Source organism: Blautia sp. MSJ-19, assembly GCF_018918125.1.
Lineage (GTDB): Bacteria > Bacillota > Clostridia > Lachnospirales > Lachnospiraceae > Blautia_A.
This window is the reverse complement of record NZ_JAHLQA010000014.1, coordinates 1-24,091: the sequence shown is the minus strand read 5'-3', so window position 1 is coordinate 24,091 and position 24,091 is coordinate 1. Positions and strand designations below refer to the sequence as shown.

The 24,091-nt window shown below is 43.6% G+C and carries 21 protein-coding genes; 10 read left to right on the top strand and 11 right to left on the bottom strand.

The annotated features are described in order from the left end of the window. Positions 1-57: 57 nt before the first annotated feature. Together KQI91_RS06170 and KQI91_RS06165 are read right to left on the bottom strand one after the other, a co-directional pair. A complete protein-coding gene (locus KQI91_RS06170) occupies positions 58-543 on the bottom strand; it encodes a Gx transporter family protein (protein WP_216391982.1) in 486 nt (161 codons plus the stop codon). Positions 544-574: 31 nt separating this feature from the next. Beyond that, positions 575-943, bottom strand: a complete 369-nt coding sequence (locus KQI91_RS06165; protein WP_216391981.1) for a NusG domain II-containing protein — start codon at positions 941-943, stop codon at positions 575-577. A 275-nt stretch (positions 944-1,218) separates the two neighbouring features. On the opposite strand from KQI91_RS06165, the gene secA reads away from it, so the two are divergent. Continuing rightward, positions 1,219-3,795 carry a preprotein translocase subunit SecA gene (secA, locus tag KQI91_RS06160; protein WP_216391980.1) on the top strand — a complete coding sequence of 859 codons (2,577 nt, stop codon included), beginning with the start codon at positions 1,219-1,221 and terminating at the stop codon, positions 3,793-3,795. A 59-nt stretch (positions 3,796-3,854) separates the two neighbouring features. On the opposite strand, the gene KQI91_RS06155 is transcribed toward secA, so the two are convergent. From KQI91_RS06155 to KQI91_RS06130, 6 genes are all read right to left on the bottom strand, one after another. Then, positions 3,855-4,388, bottom strand: a complete 534-nt coding sequence (locus KQI91_RS06155) for a nitroreductase family protein (protein ID WP_216391979.1) — start codon at positions 4,386-4,388, stop codon at positions 3,855-3,857. 160 nt (positions 4,389-4,548) lie between these two features. Then, complete coding sequence (locus tag KQI91_RS06150; RefSeq protein ID WP_216391978.1) at positions 4,549-5,466, bottom strand: calcium/sodium antiporter; 918 nt, start codon at positions 5,464-5,466, stop codon at positions 4,549-4,551. A 208-nt stretch (positions 5,467-5,674) separates the two neighbouring features. Then, the gene (locus KQI91_RS06145) at positions 5,675-6,904 is read right to left on the bottom strand and encodes a dicarboxylate/amino acid:cation symporter (protein ID WP_216391977.1); all 1,230 of its coding nucleotides are present in this window, start codon (positions 6,902-6,904) and stop codon (positions 5,675-5,677) included. A 134-nt stretch (positions 6,905-7,038) separates the two neighbouring features. Then, positions 7,039-7,416: a hypothetical protein gene (locus KQI91_RS06140; protein WP_216391976.1), complete on the bottom strand. Its 378-nt coding sequence runs from the start codon at positions 7,414-7,416 to the stop codon at positions 7,039-7,041. Beyond that, entirely contained in the window at positions 7,413-8,141 is a 729-nt protein-coding gene (locus KQI91_RS06135; RefSeq protein WP_216391975.1) for a LytR/AlgR family response regulator transcription factor, read from the bottom strand. Before KQI91_RS06135 ends, KQI91_RS06140 begins: the two co-directional genes overlap by 4 nt. Before the next feature lie 115 nt (positions 8,142-8,256). Then, positions 8,257-9,084, bottom strand: a complete 828-nt coding sequence (locus KQI91_RS06130) for a helix-turn-helix domain-containing protein (RefSeq protein ID WP_216391974.1) — start codon at positions 9,082-9,084, stop codon at positions 8,257-8,259. Between the two features lie 171 nt (positions 9,085-9,255). Between KQI91_RS06130 and dapF the strand changes: the two genes are divergently transcribed. The 8 genes from dapF to KQI91_RS06090 all read left to right on the top strand — a co-directional run bounded on the left by dapF (position 9,256) and on the right by KQI91_RS06090 (position 18,554). Then, positions 9,256-10,104: a diaminopimelate epimerase gene (gene dapF, locus KQI91_RS06125; protein WP_216391973.1), complete on the top strand. Its 849-nt coding sequence runs from the start codon at positions 9,256-9,258 to the stop codon at positions 10,102-10,104. 139 nt (positions 10,105-10,243) lie between these two features. Then, positions 10,244-11,044 (top strand): MBL fold metallo-hydrolase, encoded by an 801-nt coding sequence (locus KQI91_RS06120; RefSeq protein ID WP_216391972.1) that lies wholly within the window; start codon positions 10,244-10,246, stop codon positions 11,042-11,044. Between the two features lie 56 nt (positions 11,045-11,100). Further along, positions 11,101-12,229, top strand: a protein-coding gene (gene prfB / locus KQI91_RS06115) for a peptide chain release factor 2 (RefSeq protein ID WP_216391971.1) whose coding sequence is annotated in 2 segments (ribosomal slippage) — positions 11,101-11,175 and positions 11,177-12,229 — 1,128 coding nt in all. Because the reading frame shifts where the segments join, the coding sequence is not laid out codon by codon here. Between the two features lie 205 nt (positions 12,230-12,434). Next, positions 12,435-12,887 (top strand): ACT domain-containing protein, encoded by a 453-nt coding sequence (locus KQI91_RS06110; protein ID WP_216391970.1) that lies wholly within the window; start codon positions 12,435-12,437, stop codon positions 12,885-12,887. Positions 12,888-12,911: 24 nt separating this feature from the next. Beyond that, on the top strand, positions 12,912-14,126 hold the full coding sequence (locus tag KQI91_RS06105) for a homoserine dehydrogenase (protein WP_216391969.1): 1,215 nt from the start codon (positions 12,912-12,914) through the stop codon (positions 14,124-14,126). A 25-nt stretch (positions 14,127-14,151) separates the two neighbouring features. Beyond that, positions 14,152-15,360 (top strand): aspartate kinase, encoded by a 1,209-nt coding sequence (locus KQI91_RS06100; RefSeq protein ID WP_216391968.1) that lies wholly within the window; start codon positions 14,152-14,154, stop codon positions 15,358-15,360. 138 nt (positions 15,361-15,498) lie between these two features. Further along, positions 15,499-16,353, top strand: coding sequence for a DUF975 family protein (locus tag KQI91_RS06095; RefSeq protein ID WP_216391967.1), 855 nt, complete (start codon positions 15,499-15,501; stop codon positions 16,351-16,353). Positions 16,354-16,400: 47 nt separating this feature from the next. Then, positions 16,401-18,554 (top strand): Tex family protein, encoded by a 2,154-nt coding sequence (locus KQI91_RS06090; protein ID WP_216391966.1) that lies wholly within the window; start codon positions 16,401-16,403, stop codon positions 18,552-18,554. Positions 18,555-19,464: 910 nt separating this feature from the next. On the opposite strand, the gene KQI91_RS06085 is transcribed toward KQI91_RS06090, so the two are convergent. From KQI91_RS06085 to KQI91_RS06075, 3 genes are all read right to left on the bottom strand, one after another. Continuing rightward, positions 19,465-20,259: an ABC transporter ATP-binding protein gene (locus KQI91_RS06085; RefSeq protein WP_216391965.1), complete on the bottom strand. Its 795-nt coding sequence runs from the start codon at positions 20,257-20,259 to the stop codon at positions 19,465-19,467. Next, complete coding sequence (locus KQI91_RS06080; protein WP_216391964.1) at positions 20,259-21,179, bottom strand: ABC transporter permease; 921 nt, start codon at positions 21,177-21,179, stop codon at positions 20,259-20,261. Before KQI91_RS06080 ends, KQI91_RS06085 begins: the two co-directional genes overlap by 1 nt. An 86-nt stretch (positions 21,180-21,265) precedes the next feature. Continuing rightward, a complete protein-coding gene (locus KQI91_RS06075) occupies positions 21,266-22,318 on the bottom strand; it encodes an ABC transporter substrate-binding protein (protein WP_216391963.1) in 1,053 nt (350 codons plus the stop codon). A 457-nt stretch (positions 22,319-22,775) separates the two neighbouring features. Here KQI91_RS06075 and KQI91_RS06070 point away from each other — a divergent pair, with 457 nt between their 5' ends. After that, positions 22,776-23,933, top strand: coding sequence for a BMP family ABC transporter substrate-binding protein (locus KQI91_RS06070; protein WP_442860601.1), 1,158 nt, complete (start codon positions 22,776-22,778; stop codon positions 23,931-23,933). The last annotated feature ends 158 nt before the right edge of the window (positions 23,934-24,091 follow it).

Below are 24,091 nucleotides of genomic sequence, written 5' to 3'. Positions count from 1 at the left end.
CGAAATCGTCTGGAGAGATGGTTTCGGTGTCTTTTTGTGTTGTAGGGGAGAGTTTTGTCAAAAGCGGATACGTTTCAGCACTTCATTTGTCAGGGTTCCAATAAGAAGTCCGGTGATGACTCCGGAAATTAACAGTGCCGGTGCATAATAGATCAGCCCGGATGTCATCGTGATCAGACTTGCAATGATGAGCTGTCCGATATTATGTGAAACACCACCGGCAACGCTGATCCCAAGGATGCTGAAGCCGGACTTTTTCTTCATAAAAGTCATAACTGTGAGGCTGAGCGCAGCCCCGGCGAGGCTGTAGAGGATACTGAACAGATTTCCAAACATAAATCCGATCACAACGATTCTCACAGCGGAGACAAGTGCCGCTTCCTTCCACGTATATTTTTCAAGGATAAAAAGTACCGCAAGATTTGCAAGTCCAAGCTTCATCCCCGGGATCCCTGCAAAAAACGGGATCAGTGATTCCACATAGCCAAAGATGATCGCAACTGCGGCAAACAGCCCTAGATTGGCAATTTTTTTCTGGTTCATAATAACTTCCTTCGTACAATAAGGTTAAAGGTCAGACAGCAGTATCGAATTCCGGGGAAGATTCATCGGAACCGGATCCTTTTTCCCCTTCAATCACAACTTTGTTCGGCAGGCAGACGATCGTTCCGCCGGTGCTGTCAACGGCTTTCTGCTTCAGGCAGAGATGGTCCGGACAGTCGGCCTCGGTCATTTTGACCTCGCCGTTTTTTATTTCACATACATTGGTATCACTGATGGAGATCACCTGGTCTTTGGACAGAGAATATGTGCCATATTCCTCACCGTTCACTGTGATCCGGATCGAACCGTAATGCCCCTGACGAACCAGATACATCCCGGCCCACAGAACCAGGGCAAATATCACGATACCAATGATAAAAGTCAGTTCTTTTTTCTTCAAATACAGATACCTCAGTTTCTGAAAAATAATATATAAACGAAATGGATACGCTGATTATCATAGCATATCGGGGATTTGTTGACAAGCAGGAGTTAGAAAAGACGAACAAAATAAAAAATACAGCGTTATATCGCCATGGACACACTTTGTTTATTAAATATTCATTGTTTTCCGTCGTGGAAAGTGGTAAAATAGTATGGATTTCTTAAATAGGGTAAATACGATGAGATCGTATATATAAAAGTGATCAGAATATATATAAACAGGAGTTTGCTATGAATTTATTCCAAAAAGTATTCGGGACAAGAAGTGAGCATGAGGTTAAGCGTATCATGCCACTCGTAGAGAAAACAGAATCTCTTCGCCCGGAAATGCAAAAATTGACAGATGAACAGCTGAGAGACAAAACCAGAGAATTCAAGAAACGTCTGGGTGAAGGCGAAACACTGGATGATCTTCTTCCGGAGGCATTTGCAGTCGTACGTGAAGGTGCCAAAAGAGTTCTTGGTATGGAACATTACCGTGTACAGATCATTGGTGGTATCATTCTGCACCAGGGTCGTATCGCAGAGATGAAGACTGGTGAAGGTAAAACCCTCGTTTCCACACTTCCGGCATATCTGAATGCGCTGGAAGGCAAAGGCGTTCATATTGTAACAGTCAATGACTATCTGGCAAAACGAGATGCTGAGTGGATGGGCAAGGTTCATGAGTTCCTTGGACTGACCGTAGGTGTCGTTCTGAATGACATGAAACCGGAAGAACGCCGTGCAGCATACGGATGCGATATCACATATGTAACAAATAACGAACTTGGATTCGATTATCTTCGTGACAATATGGTCATCTACAAAGAGCAGCTGGTACAGAGAGATCTGCACTACTGTATCATCGATGAGATTGACTCTGTTTTGATCGATGAGGCACGTACACCTCTGATCATTTCCGGACAGAGTGGAAAATCCACCAAACTTTATGAGGTTTGTGACATTCTTGCACAGCAGCTGGAGCGTGGTGAAGCCAGCCATGAGATGACCAAGATGGCAGCTATCATGGGAGAAGAAGTTGTCGAGACCGGTGATTTCGTAGTAAATGAAAAGGACAAGATCGTCAACCTTACCGAACAGGGTGTCAAGAAGGTTGAAAAATTCTTCAATATCGAGAACCTGGCTGATCCGGAAAACCTGGAGATCCAGCACAACATCATCCTTGCGCTTCGTGCACACAATCTGATGCACAAAGATCAGGATTATGTAGTTAAAGATGATGAGATTCTGATCGTTGATGAATTTACCGGACGTATCATGCCGGGCCGTCGCTATTCTGACGGACTTCATCAGGCGATTGAGGCAAAAGAGCATGTTAAGGTCAAGAGAGAGAGCAAGACTCTTGCAACCATCACATTCCAGAACTTCTTCAATAAATATGATAAAAAGGGCGGTATGACCGGTACTGCGCTTACCGAGGAAAAAGAATTCCGTGATATCTACGGAATGGACGTTGTCGAGATTCCGACCAACAGACCGGTACAGCGTAAAGACCTTGAAGATGCCGTATACATGACCAAAAAAGAAAAATTCAATGCGGTTGTGGAAGCTGTCAAAGAAGCACATGCAAAACAGCAGCCGGTTCTGGTTGGTACTATTACTATCGAGACATCTGAGCTCCTCAGCAAGATGCTTCGTCGTGAAGGCATCCAGCACAACGTACTGAATGCGAAGTTCCATGAACTGGAAGCTGAGATCGTTGCACAGGCCGGACAGTCCGGAGCTGTTACGATCGCTACCAACATGGCCGGTCGTGGTACCGATATCAAGCTGGATGATGTGGCACGAGAAGCCGGCGGTCTCAAGATCATCGGTACAGAACGTCATGAATCCAGACGTATTGATAATCAGCTGCGTGGACGTTCCGGACGTCAGGGAGATCCGGGTGAATCCCGTTTCTATATCTCTCTGGAAGATGACCTGATGCGTCTGTTCGGTTCTGAGAGACTGATGAAGATCTTTACTTCTCTGGGCGTTGCTGAGAATGAGCAGATTGAACATAAAATGCTTTCCAATGCAATTCAGAAAGCACAGGAGAAGATCGAGTTCAACAACTTTGGTATTCGTAAAAATCTTCTGGATTATGACCAGGTTAACAACGAACAGCGTGAGATCATCTACAAAGAGCGTCGTCAGGTGCTGGATGGCGAGAATATGCGTGATACCATCTACAAGATGATCACAGATATCGTAGACAGTATCGTAGATATGTGCTTCTCGGATGATGTAGATTCTACAGACTGGGATCTGGATGAGTTTAATACAACACTTATCCCGATCATTCCGATCGAGCCGCTTACTACTGAAAAAGTAAAAGGCAAGAGAAAAGACGAGATCAAGCATCTTCTCAAAGAAGAAGCTGTCAAACTTTATGAAGCAAAAGAAGCTGAGTTCCCGGAAGCGGAGCAGCTTCGTGAACTGGAACGTGTCGTTCTTCTGAAATCCATCGACAGCAAGTGGATGGATCACATCGACGACATGGAAATTCTCCGTCAGGGTATTGGTCTTGTGGGATATGGCCAGAGAGATCCGGTTGTAGAATACAAGATGAGCGCATATGAGATGTTCAACAGCATGATCAGTTCCATTCAGGAAGATACAGTTCGTATGCTGTATCATGTACATGTTGAGCAGAAGATCGAGCGTGAGCAGGTAGCAAAAGTTACCGGAACAAATAAAGATGACACATCCGTTAAGAAACCTGTCCAGAGAAAAGATGACAAGGTTTATCCGAACGATCCGTGTCCGTGCGGAAGCGGCAAGAAGTATAAACAGTGCTGCGGACGTAAATTAATGAAAGCATAAGAGAAATATATATAATACAGAGCCCCTGTTCATATATTGAATGAACAGGGGCTCTTGACTTAGAAGAATTTTGCAATCTCGGCAATTTCCTTACGGTGTGGGCGGATTGGTTCTTCGGCTGCTTTGCCGACTGCGATAACGGATACGATCGTTTCAGTTTCCGGGATATCCAGGATCGCGCGCAGTTTGTCGGCTTCGCGGAGTCCCATGATCAGGGTGGAAAGCCCGAGGTCGGCGGCTTTCAGAATCAGGTTTTCGTTCTGGAGACCAAGATCATAGCAGCCCCATCCGTTACCAAGTTCGTTGTCGGCTGCTCCATCTTTCTGAAAACCGGCGCGGTCATGAACGAAGGTTGTGATGATCAGTGCAGCATGCTCGGATTTTCCGGCATTTCCGGCATCCGGCAGGCACTCCATACGGATTTTATCTACCATTTCTTTGGAAAGGACACAATAGTAACGTCCAGTCTGAGAGTTTTTCCATGACGGAGCTTCCTGTGCGGCACGAAGCAGTTCTTCCATTTGTTCTTTTGTGACACCGGCACTGTATTTACGGACGGTTCTTCTTGTTTCTAATACTTTCTGAAATTCCATGAGATTCAAGCCTCCTTAAAATGTAAAACTTATATGTAAAAAATGGCATACAGAGGAAAATCTGTATGCCATCATTATGCCATTTTGTATTGAAAATTGCAATTCTGCAGTAATATCTTACAGAGTGCTTTGTTGTGTATGAATGTGAAGTGGAAAAGGTTTATCTTATAAAAAGATATGCTGTATATCCGATATAAGCCAGTACACAAACTGCACCTTCCATTCTGCTTACAGATTTTTTAGTAAAAGCAAAGGCAAACAGTAGAATTCCACTGATGAGTAGAATTCCACAGTCGATAACAGATTCTGAGAGAATATGAAGTGGTGAAATTGTTGCTGACATACCCAGGATAAAAAGAATATTAAATATGTTTGAGCCGATTGCATTTCCAAGCGCAAGTCCGCTGTCACCCTTTCGGGTGGCAACGATGGATGTTACAAGCTCTGGAAGAGATGTACCGATTGCAACAATAGTGAGACCAATGAAATTCTGACTCACACCGAAAGATACTGCGATCTGACTTGCATTATTTACTACGAGGTTACCGCCCCAAATTACAGCGGCAAGACCGCTGATGATAAAAAAAAGAGCTTTATAAAGAGGGATATTTTGTTCCGCAGGGCATTCATTTCTCTTTTTTAATGCGTCGCGAATCATATTTAGAATATAAAAGATCATTACGACCAAAAGAAGAATACCCTCAATTCTGCTGAGCTTTCCGTTAGCAATCATAATGTAGAGGATAAGGGTGATCAGAATATTTACAGGCATATCCCGCCTCAGAATATCTTTGTCTGTTTTAAGCCCGGAAATAAATGCGCAGATACCTACAACAATAAGTCCATTAAAAATATTGGAACCGATAATATTGCTGACAGCAATATTATTGTTGCCGGCAAGTGCCGCATTGATGCTGACAGAAGCTTCCGGAGCACTGGTTCCCATAGCAACGATTGTAAGACCTATGATGACACTGGGAATCTTGAGAAACCTGGCAAGTGAAGAACTTCCCTCCACAAAAAAATCAGCACCTTTAATTAATAATACAAAGCCGATAATCAGTAACAGATATTCCATATGAGCTCCTTTCCTGTGATAAAGGTATGGAATAAAAAAGAGACCTTTATCACATCAAAAAATGATTGATAAAAGTCTCGTTGATTACAACAATAACCGGCCGCAGGGCGTGATGACGATCATTGTTTCACCCTGCATGCAGGATGATAACTACTCCCTCTTATTGATATTATAGTAAACAAATGCAAAGAATATGTCAAACAAAAATTTATTTTATTCGGGCTCTGCGAGCTTCTTTCTTTGTTTCCAGATTAGATACGACCATTGTGCAGGCTGCATCACCGGTAATGTTTACTGTAGTACGTCCCATATCGAAGATACGGTCAACACCGGCAACCAGTGCAATACCATCAACCGGAAGACCTACAGAAGTAAGAACCATGGCGAGCATGACCATACCGGCACCAGGTACACCGGCTGTTCCGATGGAAGCAAGCGTTGCGGTAAGCACGATCGTCAGCATCTGCGGAAGTGTCAGCTGGATGCCATAGCAGGATGCGATGAAGATTGCACATACACCCTGGTAAATTGCAGTACCGTCCATATTGATGGTTGCACCAAGCGGCAGTACAAAAGATGCAATTTCACGTTTTGCACCAAGTTTTTCGGTACATTCCAGGTTGATCGGCAGTGTTCCTACAGAAGAAGCACTGGAGAAAGCAAACATGATTGCCGGAAGCATGCCTTTGAAGAATTTCAGAGGACTTAATCCACCGAGAGTTCTGACTGTCAGAGAGTATACAACTACGGCATGTACAACATAGCAGATATAGGCTGCCAGGAGAACCATAGCCAGAGAACCGATGATTGCCGGACCGGTGGCTGCGATTACAGGACACAACAGGCAGAATACACCGATTGGTGACAGTTTCAGAATCATCTCCATACATTTCATAAAGATTTCGTTCAGATCATTGAATGCATTTACAACACGGACATTTTTTTCGCCGACCAGAATGATCGCAAAACCAAGGATCAGAGCCATTACGATAACCTGAAGCATGTTGGCTTCTGCCATTGGTGAGATGAAGTTGGACGGGAAAATGTTTACCAGTGTGTCCATGAAGGAAGTTGCTTCTGCTGCTTCATAGGACAGGTCTGTTGTTGCAACAACCGGAAACAGTCCTTTGAACAGGTTTCCACCGGTAAGACCGATAGTTACGGCAAAAGCGGTGGTGCACAGATAAAAAACAACGGTTTTCAGACCAATAGACCCGACTTTTTTGATATCACTCATGGAAATGATACCGCACATGATAGAGAACAGAACGATTGGAACGACGATGAATTTGATCAGATTCAGAAAAATCGTTCCGAATGGTTTGATGTAGGATTCGGCGAAGGCTGCATGGTTCTGCATCAGCAGACCGGCAATGATCGCCAGGACCAGTGCGATAAAAATCTGCATGGCCAGTGACATTTTTTTCTTTTCTTTCATTAGAAAATCCCCCTCTTATTGGCTTTTCAGGATCTGGATACAAAAAATGGCATTGCAAATAAACGCAATGCCTTCTTCGCCATCACCCGACATTTTTATTGTATCATATTGAAAAAAATGTCGCAATACGGGGATTATACTTTTAGTCGCTCCAAAATGGAATTTACCAGATTTTCCGATTTATAAGGTTGAAAACGATTCTGCTCAAATGTTGCCTGCAGACGGGAAAGTTTGTAATGTGCTTTTGGATATTCTTTGCGCCGAAGCAAAGTTTCCAGGTTTGTGAGCCCTGTTTGAAAATCGTTCTGAAATTTCAGAAAATGTTCGGGATAGTCGCAGGCGGAATCTTTCTGAAATATGACCGCAAATTCCTTTACACAGGAAAGAAGTTTCTCACAGTAACGGAAAGCTTCCGGATAACGGCGCATATCCATCAGATAGGCAAGCCCGATCATATAATTCTGAACATCATGGTTCCAGTTTTTTAAATTTGTGTAATCCTGTTCTGTCATAAGGTAGCCTCCTGTTGATTTTGAGTTACAAATTTTGCAAAAGCCTCTCGTACACGGGGATAATGTGAGCGACTGACCGGTATCGTGGTTCCGTTTCGCAGAAGGATACTGGAATGATGCAGAGCCTCAACCTGATAGAGATTGACAGCGAAGCTTTTATGACAGGAGCAGAATTCCGAACTCAGGCGACTGGTGAGATCCTGTAATTTTTCATATGTGGAATAGACCTGCGAGGGTGTATGAATGCAGGTCTGTCTTGAAATATGTTCCAGATAAAGAATATCCGCCTGGGCAACCTGATATTCTTTGTATGAGGACTGGAAATAAAGAAAATGATCGCTGCGCATAAGAAATTTTTTATGTACAGCCTGAAGTGCTTTGGGAAGATACTCACGTATCCGCTGCTTGTTTACAAAATAGACGTGTGCTGTTTCATAAACATCCGATGCAAAGTCCAGATATTGACTGACAAAAATGACCTGTGTGGCACTGTTCAGCTTATTGACTCTTTTTGCAACGGTAATACCGTTGACGGAATGACCTCCAAGGTTGATATCGGTGATGATTAAAGTATAAGGGCAGCCGTGCTCAGTAAGTGTATTCAAAAATTCAGTGCCGGATGAAAAAAATTCAATGTGAAAAGGCACTGTGATACAAGACTGCAGAATCGAATCAATCATCTCCGTGTAGACATAGTCGTCTTCGCAAACTGCAATATTAATCATATGTTATCTCCGTGATTGAAGTTTTTCATATTTTTGAATAGCGTTTATTATATACTTGCCAGGAAAAGACTTCAAGTATGGAGCCGGATAAATCGTTCGAGAAAATTCGAGTTTATCATACACGGGAAGGGGCTTTTCCAAACTGCTTTTTGTAGGCACGGACAAACGTAGTATAGTCCCCGAAACCGCTCTGTTCGGCTGCCTTCATGACAGGGAGCCCCTGCGCGATCAGAGTTCTTGCGTGGAGAAGCCGCTTGCTGGTGATATAATTGTGGATCGTATAGCCGGTTTCTGTCTTGAATTTACGCATCATATGATATTTGCTGAGAAAAAAGCGTTCTGCAAGCAGATCAATCGAAAGATTGGATGCAAGATTTCGATTGATATATTTTAGCAGCTGTTCAACCTGAGAATCGGAAGAATAGGATCTTCGATCCGGTGCATCCAGAGTCTGCAGAAAAATGCGGTTGATATAGATCATAAATTGTGTAAAAAGTGCTTCGCACAGGATGGAGTCACCGAACTGTTTGTCGGTCAGAGAAACTTCTATTTCGGGAAGCAGGTCTTTGATACGCTCCTGCAGGGAAGAATCCAGGCGGACAAGGTTGAAACTGCGGTCGTTTGCCTGTTGGAAACAGGTATTCAGCACAGAGCGGGACAGATCATCACGGATCCAGAAAATATATCGTTCATAAGGAACTGAAGGATCGATCTCGGGTTTGTGGATCGCGCCGCTGCTGACCAGCAGAATATCTCCTGGTTTCAGATGGTAGGCTTTTCCTTCGATGTGGTAAGTGACTTTTCCTGAGAGAAAGACAATGATCTTGTGAAAGTCATGATAATGGTAGGAAAAATTTTTATCTGTACGGTCGTTGATATGAAAGAGACGAAACTCTTCTTTGAGGTAGCCGGTTTTTTCGAGCGTATATTGTGAATAATCCATAAAAGTACCTCCAGACTATAAATGAAAAATCTGGTTTCTAAGCTACAGTTTATATGATGAGAGCATTTTTTGCAATATAACAAGCATTTTATTCTATATACATGGCAAAAAGAAAACTATATACTGTAACAAAAGGTGCGGAAATGACAACGGGAAAGAGAGGATATAGTTATGGAAAACTGTATTACAATGATAAAATATCAGGGACTTGGAAATGATTATCTGGTACTGGATCCAAAGAAGAACAAAGTGCAGCTTCAGGGAAAAAAGATTGCACTGCTGTGTCAGAGAGGATTTGGACTTGGTGCAGACGGTGTCCTCTACGGACCGGTGGAGATCAATGGAAAGCTGGGCGTGCATATCTATAATTCCGATGGAAGTGAGGCTGCCATCAGTGGAAACGGTGTTCGTATTTTTGCCAAATATCTGATGGACCATGAATATGTAAAAGAGCAGAAGTTCAGTATCGAGACACTTTCCGGACCGATCGAGGTAGAATGTCTGAATAATCGTGCAACAGAGTTTCGGGTAAAGATGGGGAAAGCTTCCTTTATTTCCAGGGAAATTCCGGTGACAGGAGAAGTGCGAGAGGTCATCAATGAGACGTTCACTTTTCATGACAGAGAATACAAAGCGACCTGCCTGACGGTGGGAAATCCGCACTGTATTATTTTTACAGATCAGGTAACACCGGAGATGGCAAAAGAACTTGGACCGTATGTGGAAAATGCGGATGAGTTTCCGGAGAGGATGAATCTTCAGATCTGTCGCAAGATCGATACTGGAAATCTGGATATTGAGATCTGGGAGAGAGGATCTGGTTATACAAAAGCTTCCGGAACGGGAAGCTGCGCGGCAGCGGTAGCCGCATACAGACTTGGGCTTGTTGAAAACAGAGTCAATGTAAATCAGCCGGGCGGCATGATCCAGATCGACATCAAAGATGACGATACGATCTACATGACTGGTACAGTCGGATATGTGGCAGATATGAGTGTCGCAGAGAGCTTTTTCTCATAAAATCATATAACAGGCAGAGGCGATTGAAACGCTCTATCATACACGAGAGAAATTTGTGTATGGTGGAGCGTATTTATTTATTTCTGTTATTATGATAAGATATACTGGATATTATGAAAAACATCGGGGAGGATTTTCCATGAACATAACAATGCTTGGAACTGGAAATGCAATGGTTACAGAGTGCTATAATACATGTTTTGTGCTTCAGGATGGAGAAAGACATCTGCTTGTAGACGGCGGCGGTGGAAACACACTGCTCCGTCAGCTGAAAAAGGCCGGTTTTGACTGGAAAGATATGCGGGAAATTTTTGTGACACATAAACATGTAGACCATATCATGGGTGTTGTCTGGATGATCCGTATGATCTGTCAGCATATGAAACAGGGACAGTATGAAGGAGAGGCAACTATCTATGGACATGAGGAAGTCATTCACATTCTCAAAGAAATGGCAGAGATGCTTTATCCGGCGAAACAGACCTGCTTTATTGGAGACCGTCTGCATCTGGTTGTGGTAAATGACGGAGAAGAAAGAGAGCTGATGGGACATAAGACAACATTCTTCGACATTCAGTCCACAAAGGCAAAACAGTATGGGTTCTGTATGGATATGGGAAATGGCGAGAAGCTTACCTGTTGTGGAGATGAGCCATATAATGAATGTGAGAAAAAATATGCGGAGAACAGCAAGTGGCTGCTTCATGAGGCTTTCTGTCTTTATGATCAGGCAGATCAGTTCCATCCGTATGAAAAACATCATTCTACTGCAAAAGATGCCAGTGAACTTGCAGAACAGCTTGGCGTGAAGAACCTGATCCTGTATCATACGGAGGATAAAAATATTGCACGCCGTAAAGAATTATATACAGAAGAAGGAAAGAAGTATTTCCATGGAAATCTGTATGTACCGGAAGACCTGGAAAACATTGAATTATAGGCAGATTTATGGTATTGTAGTTAGGTATATGAAATATATAGAAAGAAGGTGAAGCTGTGGTTGAATTAGATCAGTTCAAGAGTATTCTTGCAACATACACAGAACCATTAGTGGAAGTGAGGGATTCACTTTGACCTCGCTAACAAAGAGCAGAGGGTCGAAGAATTAGAGCGCGAAATGGAAGCGCCTGATTTCTGGGATGACGCAGAAGTTTCCCAGCAAAAGATGAAAGAACTCAAAAGCATGAAAGACGACATGGAAATCTATCACAGTCTGGAAACGCAGATGGAAGATATGGAAACCATGATCGAGATGGGCTATGAGGAAAATGATCCGGAGATCATTCCGGAGATTCAGGAGATGCTGGACGAATTCCAGAAGAATTTTGACAGCATTCGAGTAAAGACTTTATTGTCAGGAGAATATGACAGTGAAAATGCGATCATTAAGCTGAATGCAGGAGCAGGCGGAACAGAAGCCTGTGACTGGTGTGGAATGCTTTATCGTATGTACAGCCGCTGGGTAGACCGCAAGGGCTTCAGTATGGAAGTCCTCGATTATCTGGATGGAGATGAAGCAGGTGTGAAGTCTGTTACTTTCCAGGTAAATGGTGAAAATGCCTATGGTTATCTGAAATCTGAGAAGGGTGTACATCGTCTGGTTCGTATTTCGCCGTTTAATGCAGCCGGTAAACGTCAGACATCTTTCGTGTCCTGTGATGTTATGCCGGATATTAAAAAAGATCTGGATGTTGAGATCAATGACGATGATATCCGTATTGATACCTACCGAAGCAGTGGTGCAGGTGGACAGCATATCAACAAGACTTCATCTGCGATCCGTATCACACATTTCCCGACGGGAATCGTGGTACAGTGTCAGAATGAACGTTCTCAGCATATGAACAAAGACAAAGCGATGCAGATGCTGAAGGCAAAGCTGTATCTTCTGAAACAGCAGGAGGCAGAAGCGAAGCTTTCCGGTATTCGTGGTGAGGTAACAGATATTGGCTGGGGCAACCAGATCAGATCTTATGTCATGCAGCCGTATACGATGGTAAAAGATCACAGAACCAGTGAAGAGACCGGTAATGTGGATGCTGTTCTGGATGGAGACATCGATCCGTTTATCAATGCATATCTGAAGTGGATCGCGCTGGCCAAAAAACCGGCAGAACAGCAGTAATTCTAAGGTACTGTCAACGGAGTAAACAGTATTGTTTTCAGTCTGCTGTGTACGATAAAAAATCCTTGCAGAGTGCAGGCTGGTATGATACCATATCCCTCGTAGGGAAACAGGTGTCCTTGATATATGGACATCCCCTAAGAGGGATATATACTGTAAAGAATCTGTAAAAGGATAAGGACTCAACAGGAACAGGAAGATTGGAATGGATAAGATAACAGAGAAGAAAAAGTATTTTGTAGTCAGGGAGCGGGCAGTTCCGGAAGTATTGTTGAAGGTAGTACAGGCAAAGCGTCTGCTTGATTCGGGCAGGGCACAGACTGTGCAGGATGCAGCAGAACAGACCGGAATCAGTCGAAGCTCCTTTTATAAATATAAGGATGATATTTTTCCTTTTCACGAAGAGGCAAGAGGAAAGACCATTACCTTCATTATTCAGATGGATGATGAGCCTGGACTTTTATCTGTGGTACTTCAGACCATTGCACATTTTCATGGAAATATTCTTACGATTCATCAGAGTATTCCGATCAATGGAATTGCAACACTTACACTCAGCGTGGATATTCTTCCGGGAGAGGGAGATGCAGAAGCCATGGTTGAGGAGATCGAGAGTCGGGAAGGTATTCATTATCTGAAGATCCTTGGAAGAGAATAGAATTTTTTTACGCAGGAGGAAGATATGGTTAATATTGCGGTATTAGGATACGGTACAGTCGGAAGTGGTGTGGTAGAGGTAATCAATACAAACCACGAAAGCATTAATAAACGTGCAGGTCAGGAAATCAATATCAAATATGTTCTTGATCTGAGAGATTTTCCGGGAGATCCGGTTCAGGAAGTTCTGGTACATGATTATGAGATCATTGCCAACGATCCGGAAGTGGATATTGTAGTAGAAGTTATGGGTGGCATTGAGCCGGCATATACCTTTGTAAAAAGAGCTCTGGAATCAGGTAAGAGCGTCTGCACTTCCAACAAGGCACTGGTTGCGAAACACGGTCCGGAACTGATGGAGATCGCCAAAGCGAAAAACATCAATTTCCTGTTTGAAGCAAGCTGCGGCGGTGGTATTCCGATCATCCGTGCACTCAATGGCTCTCTGACCGCAGACGAGATTGATGAGATCACCGGTATCCTGAACGGAACCACCAACTACATGATGTACAAGATGGCAACAGAAGGCTCTGATTTTGATGTGGTTCTCAAAGAAGCACAGCAGAAAGGATACGCAGAGGCAGATCCGACAGCGGATGTAGAAGGTTATGATGCATGCCGCAAGATCGCAATCCTGTCCTCTCTTGCATATGGCAAATTCCTGAATTATGAAGATGTTTATACAGAGGGTATTACGAAGATCACACCGGAAGATATGGAATATGCAGAAGAACTTGGCATGACCATTAAACTTCTCGGAACCAGCCGTAAACTCGGAGAGGATACATTTACTGCTCTGGTTGCACCGTTCATGGTTGGACAGAAGAGCCCGCTGTACAGCGTCAACGACGTGTTTAATGCAGTATTTGTACATGGAAACATGCTTGGAGATGCCATGTTCTACGGAAGTGGAGCAGGTAAACTGCCAACTGCGAGTGCAGTGGTAGCTGATGTGGTCGATGAAGCCAAAAATCTTCATGAAAATATTGCGACAAACTGGTCAAATGAGCCGATGAAGCTTACACCGATGGATGAGACAGAAGGAAGATTTTTTGTAAGGATCAAAGGTGTGACGGAAGCACAGGCAGAAGCAGTCTTTGGAAAGATTCAGATCGTAAAAGTTGCTTCTCTTCCAGAAGAATTCGGCTTTATCACAGAGTGCATGAAACAGGGAGAATATAAAGAAAAAATCAGTAAACTGAATGGCGAAGTGATTGCTATGATTCGTGTAAAAGACTGATAAAACTATATTCCGGGAGGATACTATGTTAATAGTAAAGAAATTCGGCGGTACTTCTGTAGCAAATAAAGAGAGAATCTTTAATGTAGCCAACAGATGTGTCGAAGAATACAAAAAAGGAAATGACGTGGTAGTAGTTCTTTCTGCAATGGGAAAATACACAGATGAACTGATCACCATGGCAGAGGATATCAATGAAAAACCGCCCAAAAGAGAGATGGATATGCTTTTCACGATCGGAGAACAGATGTCGGTATCTCTCATGGCAATGGCATTTGATAAGCTGGGTGTTCCGGCGGTATCTCTGAATGCTTTTCAGGTGGCCATGCATACAACCAGTGTGCATGGAAATGCCCGTCTGAAACGAATTGATACCGAACGTGTCCGCAGAGAGCTGGAAAACCGTAAGATCGTTGTGGTGACCGGTTTCCAGGGAGTCAACAAGTACGATGATTATACAACGCTGGGAAGAGGCGGTTCAGATACAACTGCAGTTGCGCTTGCAGCAGCTCTTCACGCAGATGCCTGTGAAATCTACACAGATGTCGATGGCGTTTATACAGCCGACCCTCGCAAAGTTCCTACAGCACGTAAGCTGAAAGAAATTACGTATGATGAAATGCTGGATCTCGCTACTCTTGGAGCCGGAGTGCTTCACAACCGTTCTGTAGAGATGGCAAAGAAATATGGTGTGCCGCTTGTGGTACGTTCCAGTCTGAATAACAGTGAGGGAACTGTCGTAAAGGAGGAAGTTACAGTGGAAAGAATGCTGATCAGCGGTGTTGCGCTTGATACAGATGCAGTGAGAATTGCGGTAATCGGTCTGAAGGATGTACCGGGTATGGCGTTTAAGTTATTTGATGTTCTGGCAAAGAAACATATCAATGTAGATGTGATCCTGCAGTCTATCGGACGTGCCGGCACAAAGGATATTTCCTTTACCGTAGACGGTAAGGATCTGGATGATGCGATTGCAGTTCTGGAAGAAAACAAAGCCAGACTTGGTTATCAGGAGCTTCATTCTGAGAGAAATATTGCGAAACTTTCTATCGTTGGTGCCGGAATGATGAGCAATCCGGGTGTTGCGGCAAAAATGTTTGAAAGCCTTTATAATGAAGGAGTCAACATCAATATGATCTCTACTTCTGAGATTCGTGTGACCGTCCTGATCAATGAAAAAGACGGTGTAAGAGCGATGAACGCAGTACACGATGCATTTAATCTTGCAGATTGATAAAATTGCGGAGATTATTGTAAAAGTACGGAATAGTAAATTTCAAAATATGTGAATTCCATCTTCGTAAATATGTTTTGGATTTGCGGAGGTGGAATTTTTGTCTGATGCTTTGTAATAAAGGCAGATAGGAGAAAAATGAATACTGGACAAAGAAAATACTGGAAAACTTATGCAAAAGCGCACCTCCGGGGAAAATGGGGCATTGCGATCGCGGGAATGCTTGCAGTGCAGGGAATTAATCTGCTTGGAAATTTTATGGCTGTGCTGCTGTTTCCGGGAGATTCTACGATCACACTGGTTCTGAGTGAGATTTTTTCGTTTATCGTATCGCTGATCGGGCTTATATTCAGTACCGGATACTGCTATATGCAGCTGAACATTTATCGTGGAAGAGAATACAGACTGGGAGACATTTTGCATATGTTTCATGAACAGTCTGACCATGTACTGACTGCCGGACTGGTTGTGGCATTATTGAATACAGTTGCGCAGATCCCCCTTTATTATGTTATTTATATGGTGGATCAGGGGACAACAGTAGAAAGTCTGATGCGCTGGTACAAAATCTTTCTTGTGGCGGCTGTGCTGTGGCTGGTGCTGAGTGTGGTATTGACGGTACCTTTCACACTGGTTTTCTGTCTGCTGGCAGATTACCCGGAAATGAAAGGTATGGAAGCTCTGAAAACCAGCGCCCGCATGATGAAAGGTCATATGGGACAGTATCTGATACTGGAGCTCAGTTTTCTTCCACTGATGTTTTTATCTATGATCTCTATGTATATTGGATTTTTATGGTTGATCCCGTATATGGATTTTACGGAAACTGCTTTTTATCTGTATGTGACCGGCGAACTGGAAGAACAGCGACTGGAACAGGAGAGAGCGGCTCGGGAAGAGATTGAACAGCGCCTTGTTTCAGCACAAGAAGATACAGAAAGGGATTTTGACCAGGCTGATGTGAACAGTAACGACTATAATTCTGAGGCATAAAAAAGAGTGTCTGATATCTGGCACTCGTGTTTGAAAAGGAGAACACAATGGATATTATTCAGGTGATAACCAAGGAACTTAATGTGGAAAAGTGGCAGGTTGAGGCAGCAGTTAAGCTGATCGATGAGGGCTGCACGATTCCGTTTATTTCACGATACCGTAAAGAAGCAACAGGTTCTTTAAATGATGAACAGCTTCGTACGCTTCATGAAAGACTGACATATCTTCGAAATCTGGAAGAAAAGAAGAAACAGGTGCTCAGCAGCATTGAAGAACAGGGCAAACTGACAGCGGAACTGGAGAAACAGATTCTGGCTGCACAGACGCTGGTCGTAGTCGAAGATCTTTACCGTCCATTCCGTCCAAAGCGTCGTACTCGTGCGATCATTGCGAAGGAGAAGGGGCTGGAACCGCTGGCAAACATCATTATGCTTCAGATGACGAACAAGTCATTGGAAGAAGAGGCACAGGCTTTTGTATCAGAAGAGAAAGGTGTGGAATCCGCAGATGATGCGATCAGTGGTGCAAAAGACATTATTGCAGAGCATATTTCTGATGAGGCAGATTATCGTATCTATATTCGTAAACTGACGATGGATAAGGGAAGCGTTGTGTCTGCGGCAAAGAAACCGGAAGAAACTTCTGTTTACGAGATGTATTATGAGTTTGAAGAGCCGATCAAAAAGCTTGCCGGACACCGTGTGCTCGCACTGAACCGCGGGGAGAAAGAAAAAATCCTTACTGTGAAGATCAATGCACCGGAAGAAGAGGCAATGGGATGGCTGCAGAAGCAGGTTATCACAAAGGATAATCCGGTTACCAAGCCGGTTCTTCGTGAAGTAGTAGAAGACAGTTATAAGCGTCTGATCGCACCGGCGATCGAACGTGAGATCAGAAGTGATCTGACAGAAAAGGCAGAGGATGGAGCAATTCATGTATTTGGAAAGAATCTTCAGCAGCTTCTGATGCAGCCGCCAATCGTCGGCAAAGTAGTTCTTGGATGGGACCCGGCTTTCCGTACCGGCTGTAAACTGGCAGTTGTAGATGAGACCGGAAAGGTACTGGATACGACTGTGATCTATCCGACAGCACCGACGAATGATGCAAAGATCCGTGCTGCAAAAGAAACACTTAAGAAACTGATCAAAAAATACAATGTTTCTCTGATCTCTCTCGGAAACGGAACTGCATCCAGAGAATCAGAACAGATCATTGTGGAACTTCTGAAAGAGATTCCGGAAAAAGTGCAGTATGTGATCACGAATGAAGCGGGAGCATCCGTGTATTCTGCAAGTAAACTGGCTACCGAGGAATTCCCGAATTTTGACGTCGGACAGAGAAGTGCCGCATCCATCGCGAGACGTCTGCAGGATCCGCTGGCAGAGCTGGTTAAGATCACTCCACAGTCTATCGGTGTTGGTCAGTACCAGCATGATATGAACCAGAAAAAGCTTGGAGAAGCTTTAAATGGTGTTGTAGAGGACTGCGTAAACAAGGTTGGTGTGGATCTGAATACTGCATCTGCATCCCTTCTGGAATATATTTCCGGTATCAGTAAGGTGATCGCGAAGAATATTGTGGCTTATCGTGAAGAAAACGGCAGATTTGAAAGTCGTCGTGAACTTCTCAAAGTTGCGAAGCTGGGCCCGAAAGCATTTGAGCAGTGTGCAGGTTTTGCACGTATCACAGGTGGAAAGAATCCACTGGATGCGACAAGCGTACATCCGGAGAGCTATGAAGCAGCACAGAAAGTTCTGGAGAAGCTTGGATACAAACCAGAGGATATCACCGGCGGTAAGCTGAGCGGTATTTCCAAACAGATCAAGAATTATAAGAAGCTGGCAGAAGAACTTGGCGTCGGTGAGCCAACTCTTCGTGATATTGTCAAAGAACTGGAAAAACCGGCACGAGATCCACGTGATGAGATGCCGAAACCGGTGCTCCGTACAGATGTACTTGATATGAAAGATCTGAAAGAAGGTATGGTTCTCAAGGGAACTGTACGTAATGTTATTGATTTCGGTGCGTTTGTAGATATCGGCGTACACCAGGATGGACTTGTGCATATTTCTGAGATGACTGAGAGATATATCAAACATCCACTCGAGGCAGTGTCTGTAGGGGATGTTGTGGATGTACGAGTTATTGGAGTGGATTTAAAGAAGAAGAGAATCAGCTTGTCCATGAAGGGGATTAAATAAAACAGAGTGGAATAATAGGATATGAAGGGGTGATGGATGACTCTGCCTATGACTAAGCTGCATGTGCCTGGAAGTGCTAAGAACATAGAACTTTGCTAAAACCAATACAGAAAATGACAAACTCGCTGTCGCTCAGACAGTGTCATTTTCTGCATTAACGCAAAAACCTATGTCCTAAGTACTTCGACAGACACATGCAGAGACGTCATAGCGCAGAGCATCCACAGCCCTTTTTTTACTTTGTTGTCTGTTTTATAGCAATCCCCATCGTCCCGGACAGCGCTATTAGTAGTGCGTGTGGGGGAGGGGATGGTAGTGGACGACGATTGCAGATGTTCCTGAAATTGGACGCACATTGCACCTGCACATATTCAGCGTTCTTGGTACTTCCATTCAAATCCCGAGAATCTGCAGCCCTTTTTTACTTTATTGGCTGTTTTATAGGAATCCCCATCGTCCTGGACAAAAGAAAGTCTTTTATTTAAATCAATAGAAAAGATAATAAAGCATTCTCAATAAAGCAGATTAAAAAGATATACGGATTCCAAATTAGCGGAATTAAATATTTTCAACTTACAGCAAATATAAAGTCTGGCTTCTTCAACTCTCAGCAACGAAAAAAGATATATGATTTATTCAACATCTGCAAGAATCCTGGAAGTTCTTAGGAATGTTCCGGGTGTGTTATTCATAAAAATCACACTGTTTGAGCGTTAGCGAGTTTGTGATTTTTATGAATGTATTTAGCACACGGGTTATTCCTTAGCACTTCCGGATGATGAAGCCGTTGAAAAATCATATATCTTTTGTAAGTTGCGTAAATATTGCAACCATATCTTTTCATGATTGCGTAAATATTGCAACCATATCTTTTAATATGTGCGTAAAAGAAGAACTTATTTATTCCCCATTAGCTCAGCAGAGCAGAATCATTACTGAATTCCTGTCCGCTTGCTTTCTCAAACTGATCCAGCAGATTTCTTACCGTCAGTTTCTTCTTTTCCTCACCCTGAATATCCAGAATGATCTTGCCTTCCATCATCATGATCAGACGATTTCCATGTGTGATCGCATCATGCATATTATGTGTGATCATCATTGTAGTCAGATGATCTCGGTTTACGATCATCTCCGTGATCTCAAGTACTTTTGCAGCTGTCTTCGGGTCAAGGGCAGCTGTATGCTCGTCCAGAAGCAGCAGCTTTGGTTTCTGAAGGGTAGCCATCAGAAGTGTCAGAGCCTGACGCTGTCCACCGGAAAGAAGTCCGACTTTGGAAGTAAGACGATCCTCAAGTCCCAGACCAAGAATCTTAAGTAATTCTTTGTATTCTTCACGTTCTGCTTTTGTAATACCGGATTTCAGCAGACGAAGTTTTCCACGACGTTTCGCAAGAGCAAGGTTTTCTTCGATTCCCATTGTAGCAGCCGTTCCTGTCATCGGATCCTGGAAGACACGACCCAGGTAAGCGGCTCTTTTATGCTCTGATAATTTCGTGACATCAACACCGTCAATGATGATCTGACCTTCATCAACCTGCCAGGTACCGGCAACTGCATTCAGCATAGTTGATTTACCGGCACCGTTTCCACCGATAACTGTAACAAAATCACCTTCATTCAGTGTGAGGTTCAGTCCGTTCAGAGCCACTTTTTCATTAATTGTTCCAGGGTTAAAAGTTTTATAAATGTTTTTCAGCTCAAGCATCAGTTGTTACCTCCACGTTTCGTAGGTTTTGAGAAATATTTTGTTTTCCAGTACGGTACAGCGAGGAAGATGGCTACAACAAGTGCAGACAGCATCTTCAGAAGGTCTGTGTCGATTCCGAGCCAGATAACAGTCTGGAGTACCAGATAGTAGAGGATAGAACCAAATGCAACACTCAGAAGACGAAGAGCAAAGTTGCGGAAAAGTTTTCCGAAGATTGCCTCTCCGATAATAACTGCAGCAAGTCCGATAACGATGGCTCCACGTCCCATATTGACATCGGCGAATCCCTGATATTGTGCAAGAAGTGCACTGGAAAGAGCAACCAGTCCATTGGAGAGCATAAGTCCGAGAACTTTACATACGTCTGTGTTGATACCCTGCGCACGGGACATATTCGGGTTGCATCCGGTAGCACGGAGAGCACATCCGAGTTCTGTACCAAAGAACCAGTACAGGATTGCAATCAGAACAACGATAAAGATTGCAACGATCAGAATCGTATTCTGATAAATTGGAACATTTTTGACGTTTCGAAGGGAAACAAGAAGGTTATATTTGTTTCCATTGACTGCCTGGTTTGCTTTGCCCATGATCTTAAGGTTGGCAGAATAGAGACCAAGCTGTGTCAGGATTCCGGCGAGGATTGCCGGGATTCCCATGAAAGTATGGAAGATACCGGTTGCAAGACCTGCAAGCATTCCTGCTCCGGTAGCGGCGAGCATAGATACCCAGATATTGTGACCGCTCATCAGCATCATAACGCAGACTGCACCGCCGGTACACATGGTACCGTCAACAGTCAGATCGGCTACATCCAGAATTCTGAAAGTGAGATAGACACCAATTGCCATGATTCCCCAGATCAGGCCCTGTGCAGCGGCACCCGGAAGTGCATTGATTAAGCTCATAATGTTCATTTTTTCAGTTCCTCCTGATGACACAGAAAGCGAGAAAGGATATTCCTCTCCCGCTGTCCGTGTAGATTTGTTTTTATTTATCAGAATTATTCAGCTTCTTCAGTTGTTTCTTCTGCTGCATCGTCTGTGCTCTCTGCGTCCGCATCGTCAGAAGATTCTTCTTCAGCGTCAGCACCGATTGCTACATAGTCATCCGGAACTTCGATTCCGAGTTCTTCGCAGATTTCAGGATTGTATTCCTTTGTGAACTGTGGAGCGTACTCGATTGGCATTGTGGAAACGTCCTCGCCGTCAACGAGAATCTTCAGAGCCATTTTACCTGTAGCGACACCAAGATCATAGTAGCTGATGGAAAGAGTAGCAACACCGCATCCCTGGCAGATACCTTCTTCACCGGCGATTACCGGAACTTTCTCCGGAAGGCAGATGTTCTTGAGAATTTCTGTGTTGGAAGCAACTGTGTTGTCTGTTGGCACATAGATTACATCACTTTCTGAAGCAGCTGTAGTAGCTACAGAAGAAAGGTCGTTGGAATCTGAGAATGCGTAGTATTCACAGGTATATCCTAATTCTTCAAGGGCTGCTTTAACAGTATCTACCTGATACTGGGAGTTTGCTTCTGCGGAGCAGTAAACAAGTCCGACGTTCTTTGCATCCGGGAACAGTTCGTTGAGCATTGCTGCCTGCTGATCCAGTGGAGCAAGATCAGATGTACCGGAAATGTTGGTTCCGACAGTTCCGTCAAAATCATCGAGGTCAAGAGCAACACCATATTCGGTAACGGCAGTACCAAGAATCGGGATGTCTGCTGTACCGGCTGCAGCTGCCTGAAGAGCCGGAGTTGCGTTTGCAAGAATCAGGTCTACATTATCAGAAACAAAATCTGTAACGATTGTGGAGCAGGTGTTTGAATCACCCTGTGCGTTCTGTTCGTCAAATGTTACTTTGTCACCAAGTTCTGCTGTGATGGCATCTTTGAATCCCTGTGTTGCTGCGTCAAGTGCTTCGTGCTGTACGAGCTGGCAGATACCGATGTTGTAGGTTTTATCATCTGCATTATCTGCTGCAAATACGCTGACGCCACTCATGCCAACTACCATTGTTGCAGACAGAACGCCTGCTAAAATCTGCTTTTTCATATTCTGAATCCTCCTGTTTTGTTGATTCACGTTCTGAATCGAATTAACTTCCTAAAGTATAATGCTTTAACGTGAAAAAGTCAACAAGTAATACAGGGAAATATGAGTTTATGAAAAGAAAACAGAAAAGCTTAAAAACAAAAGTAATTGAGAAGAAGTTGAAAAGAGACGAATCATTTCTTATTTTAATATACAAAAAGATTTAGCATTAAACAAAAATAGTACGGATTAAATACAAAAAAAATTAGGGTGTCAAATAAATAATATGTTTTTGCCTGAATTTATTGACAATTTATAAATCGGAATGTATAGTAAAAGCACTTGCAAAGAGGCGTAACAGAAGTTGCTATGAACAGTAACTGTTGTGCCTCTTTTGTTCGGCGAACTGTAGGCAGAGGAGAAGAAAATGGAGGAAAGAAGAATGAAAAAAGCATTGGCAATCGGACTTGCAGCAGCAATGGCAGTTTCTATGACAGCACCAGTATACGCAAGTGATGACAGCGAAAGTGGTGCAGGAATTGCAAAGGAAGATATCAAGATCGGCGCAATCTATATCGGTGATGAGAACGAAGGTTATACAGCAGCTCATATGGCCGGCATCGATGAAATGGTAGAAAATCTCGGACTGGATGATTCTCAGGTTATTGAGAAAACCCTGATCGGTGAAGACGAAGGATGCTACGATGCAGCAGCAGACCTTGCAGACCAGGGATGTCAGATCATCTTCGCAAACAGCTTTGGACATGAAACTTATATTCTTGAAGCAGCAGGAGAATATCCGGATGTTCAGTTCTGTCATGCAACCGGAACACAGGCAGCATCAAGCGGACTTTCCAACATGCACAACTACTTCACAAATATCTATGAAGCACGTTATGTATCCGGTGTGGTAGCAGGTCTGAAACTGAACCAGATGATCGAAGACGGCACTATTACAGAAGATACAGCTAAGATGGGATATGTTGGTGCATTCCCGTATGCAGAGGTTATTTCCGGATATACTTCTTTCTATCTTGGAGCTAAGAGTGTATGCCCGTCCGTAACAATGGAAGTGAAGTACACAAACAGCTGGGCAAGCTTCGACCTTGAGAAAGAATGTGCAGATGCCCTGATTTCTGACGGATGTGTCCTGATCAGCCAGCATGCAGATACAACAGGTGCTCCGACAGCATGTGAAGCAGCAGGCGTTCCTTGCGTTGGATACAACATCGACATGACATCTGTAGCTCCGAACACAGCACTTACTTCCGCATCCATGGACTGGGGTGTATATTACACATATGCAGTACAGTGCATGCTTGATGGCACAGCAATCGACACTGACTGGTGCAAAGGTTTCTCCGATGGTGCAGACAAGATCACACCACTCAACGAAAATGTTGTAGCAGAAGGAACAGACGAGAAAGTAAAAGAAGTTGAAGATGCACTTGCAGATGGATCTCTTCATGTATTTGATACTTCTACATTCACAGTAGATGGAGAAGAACTTACTACTTATAAGAAAGATGGCAGCGACACAGAATACATTTCTGACGGATACTTCCATGAATCCGAATTCGGTTCTGCACCGGCATTTGATATCGCAATCGATGGAATCACATCTATTACAGAATAAGATTTGGAACAGGCGGAGCTGCTTGCCAGCAGCTCTGCTTTTTTGTATAAGGAAAACCACGCGATAGTCGCGTGGTTCTATAGAAGCTTTAGCGATGTATTCAGTTATTTTAACTCCTAATGTGTATAATAAAAACGTGACCTGCCAGTTACGTAAAT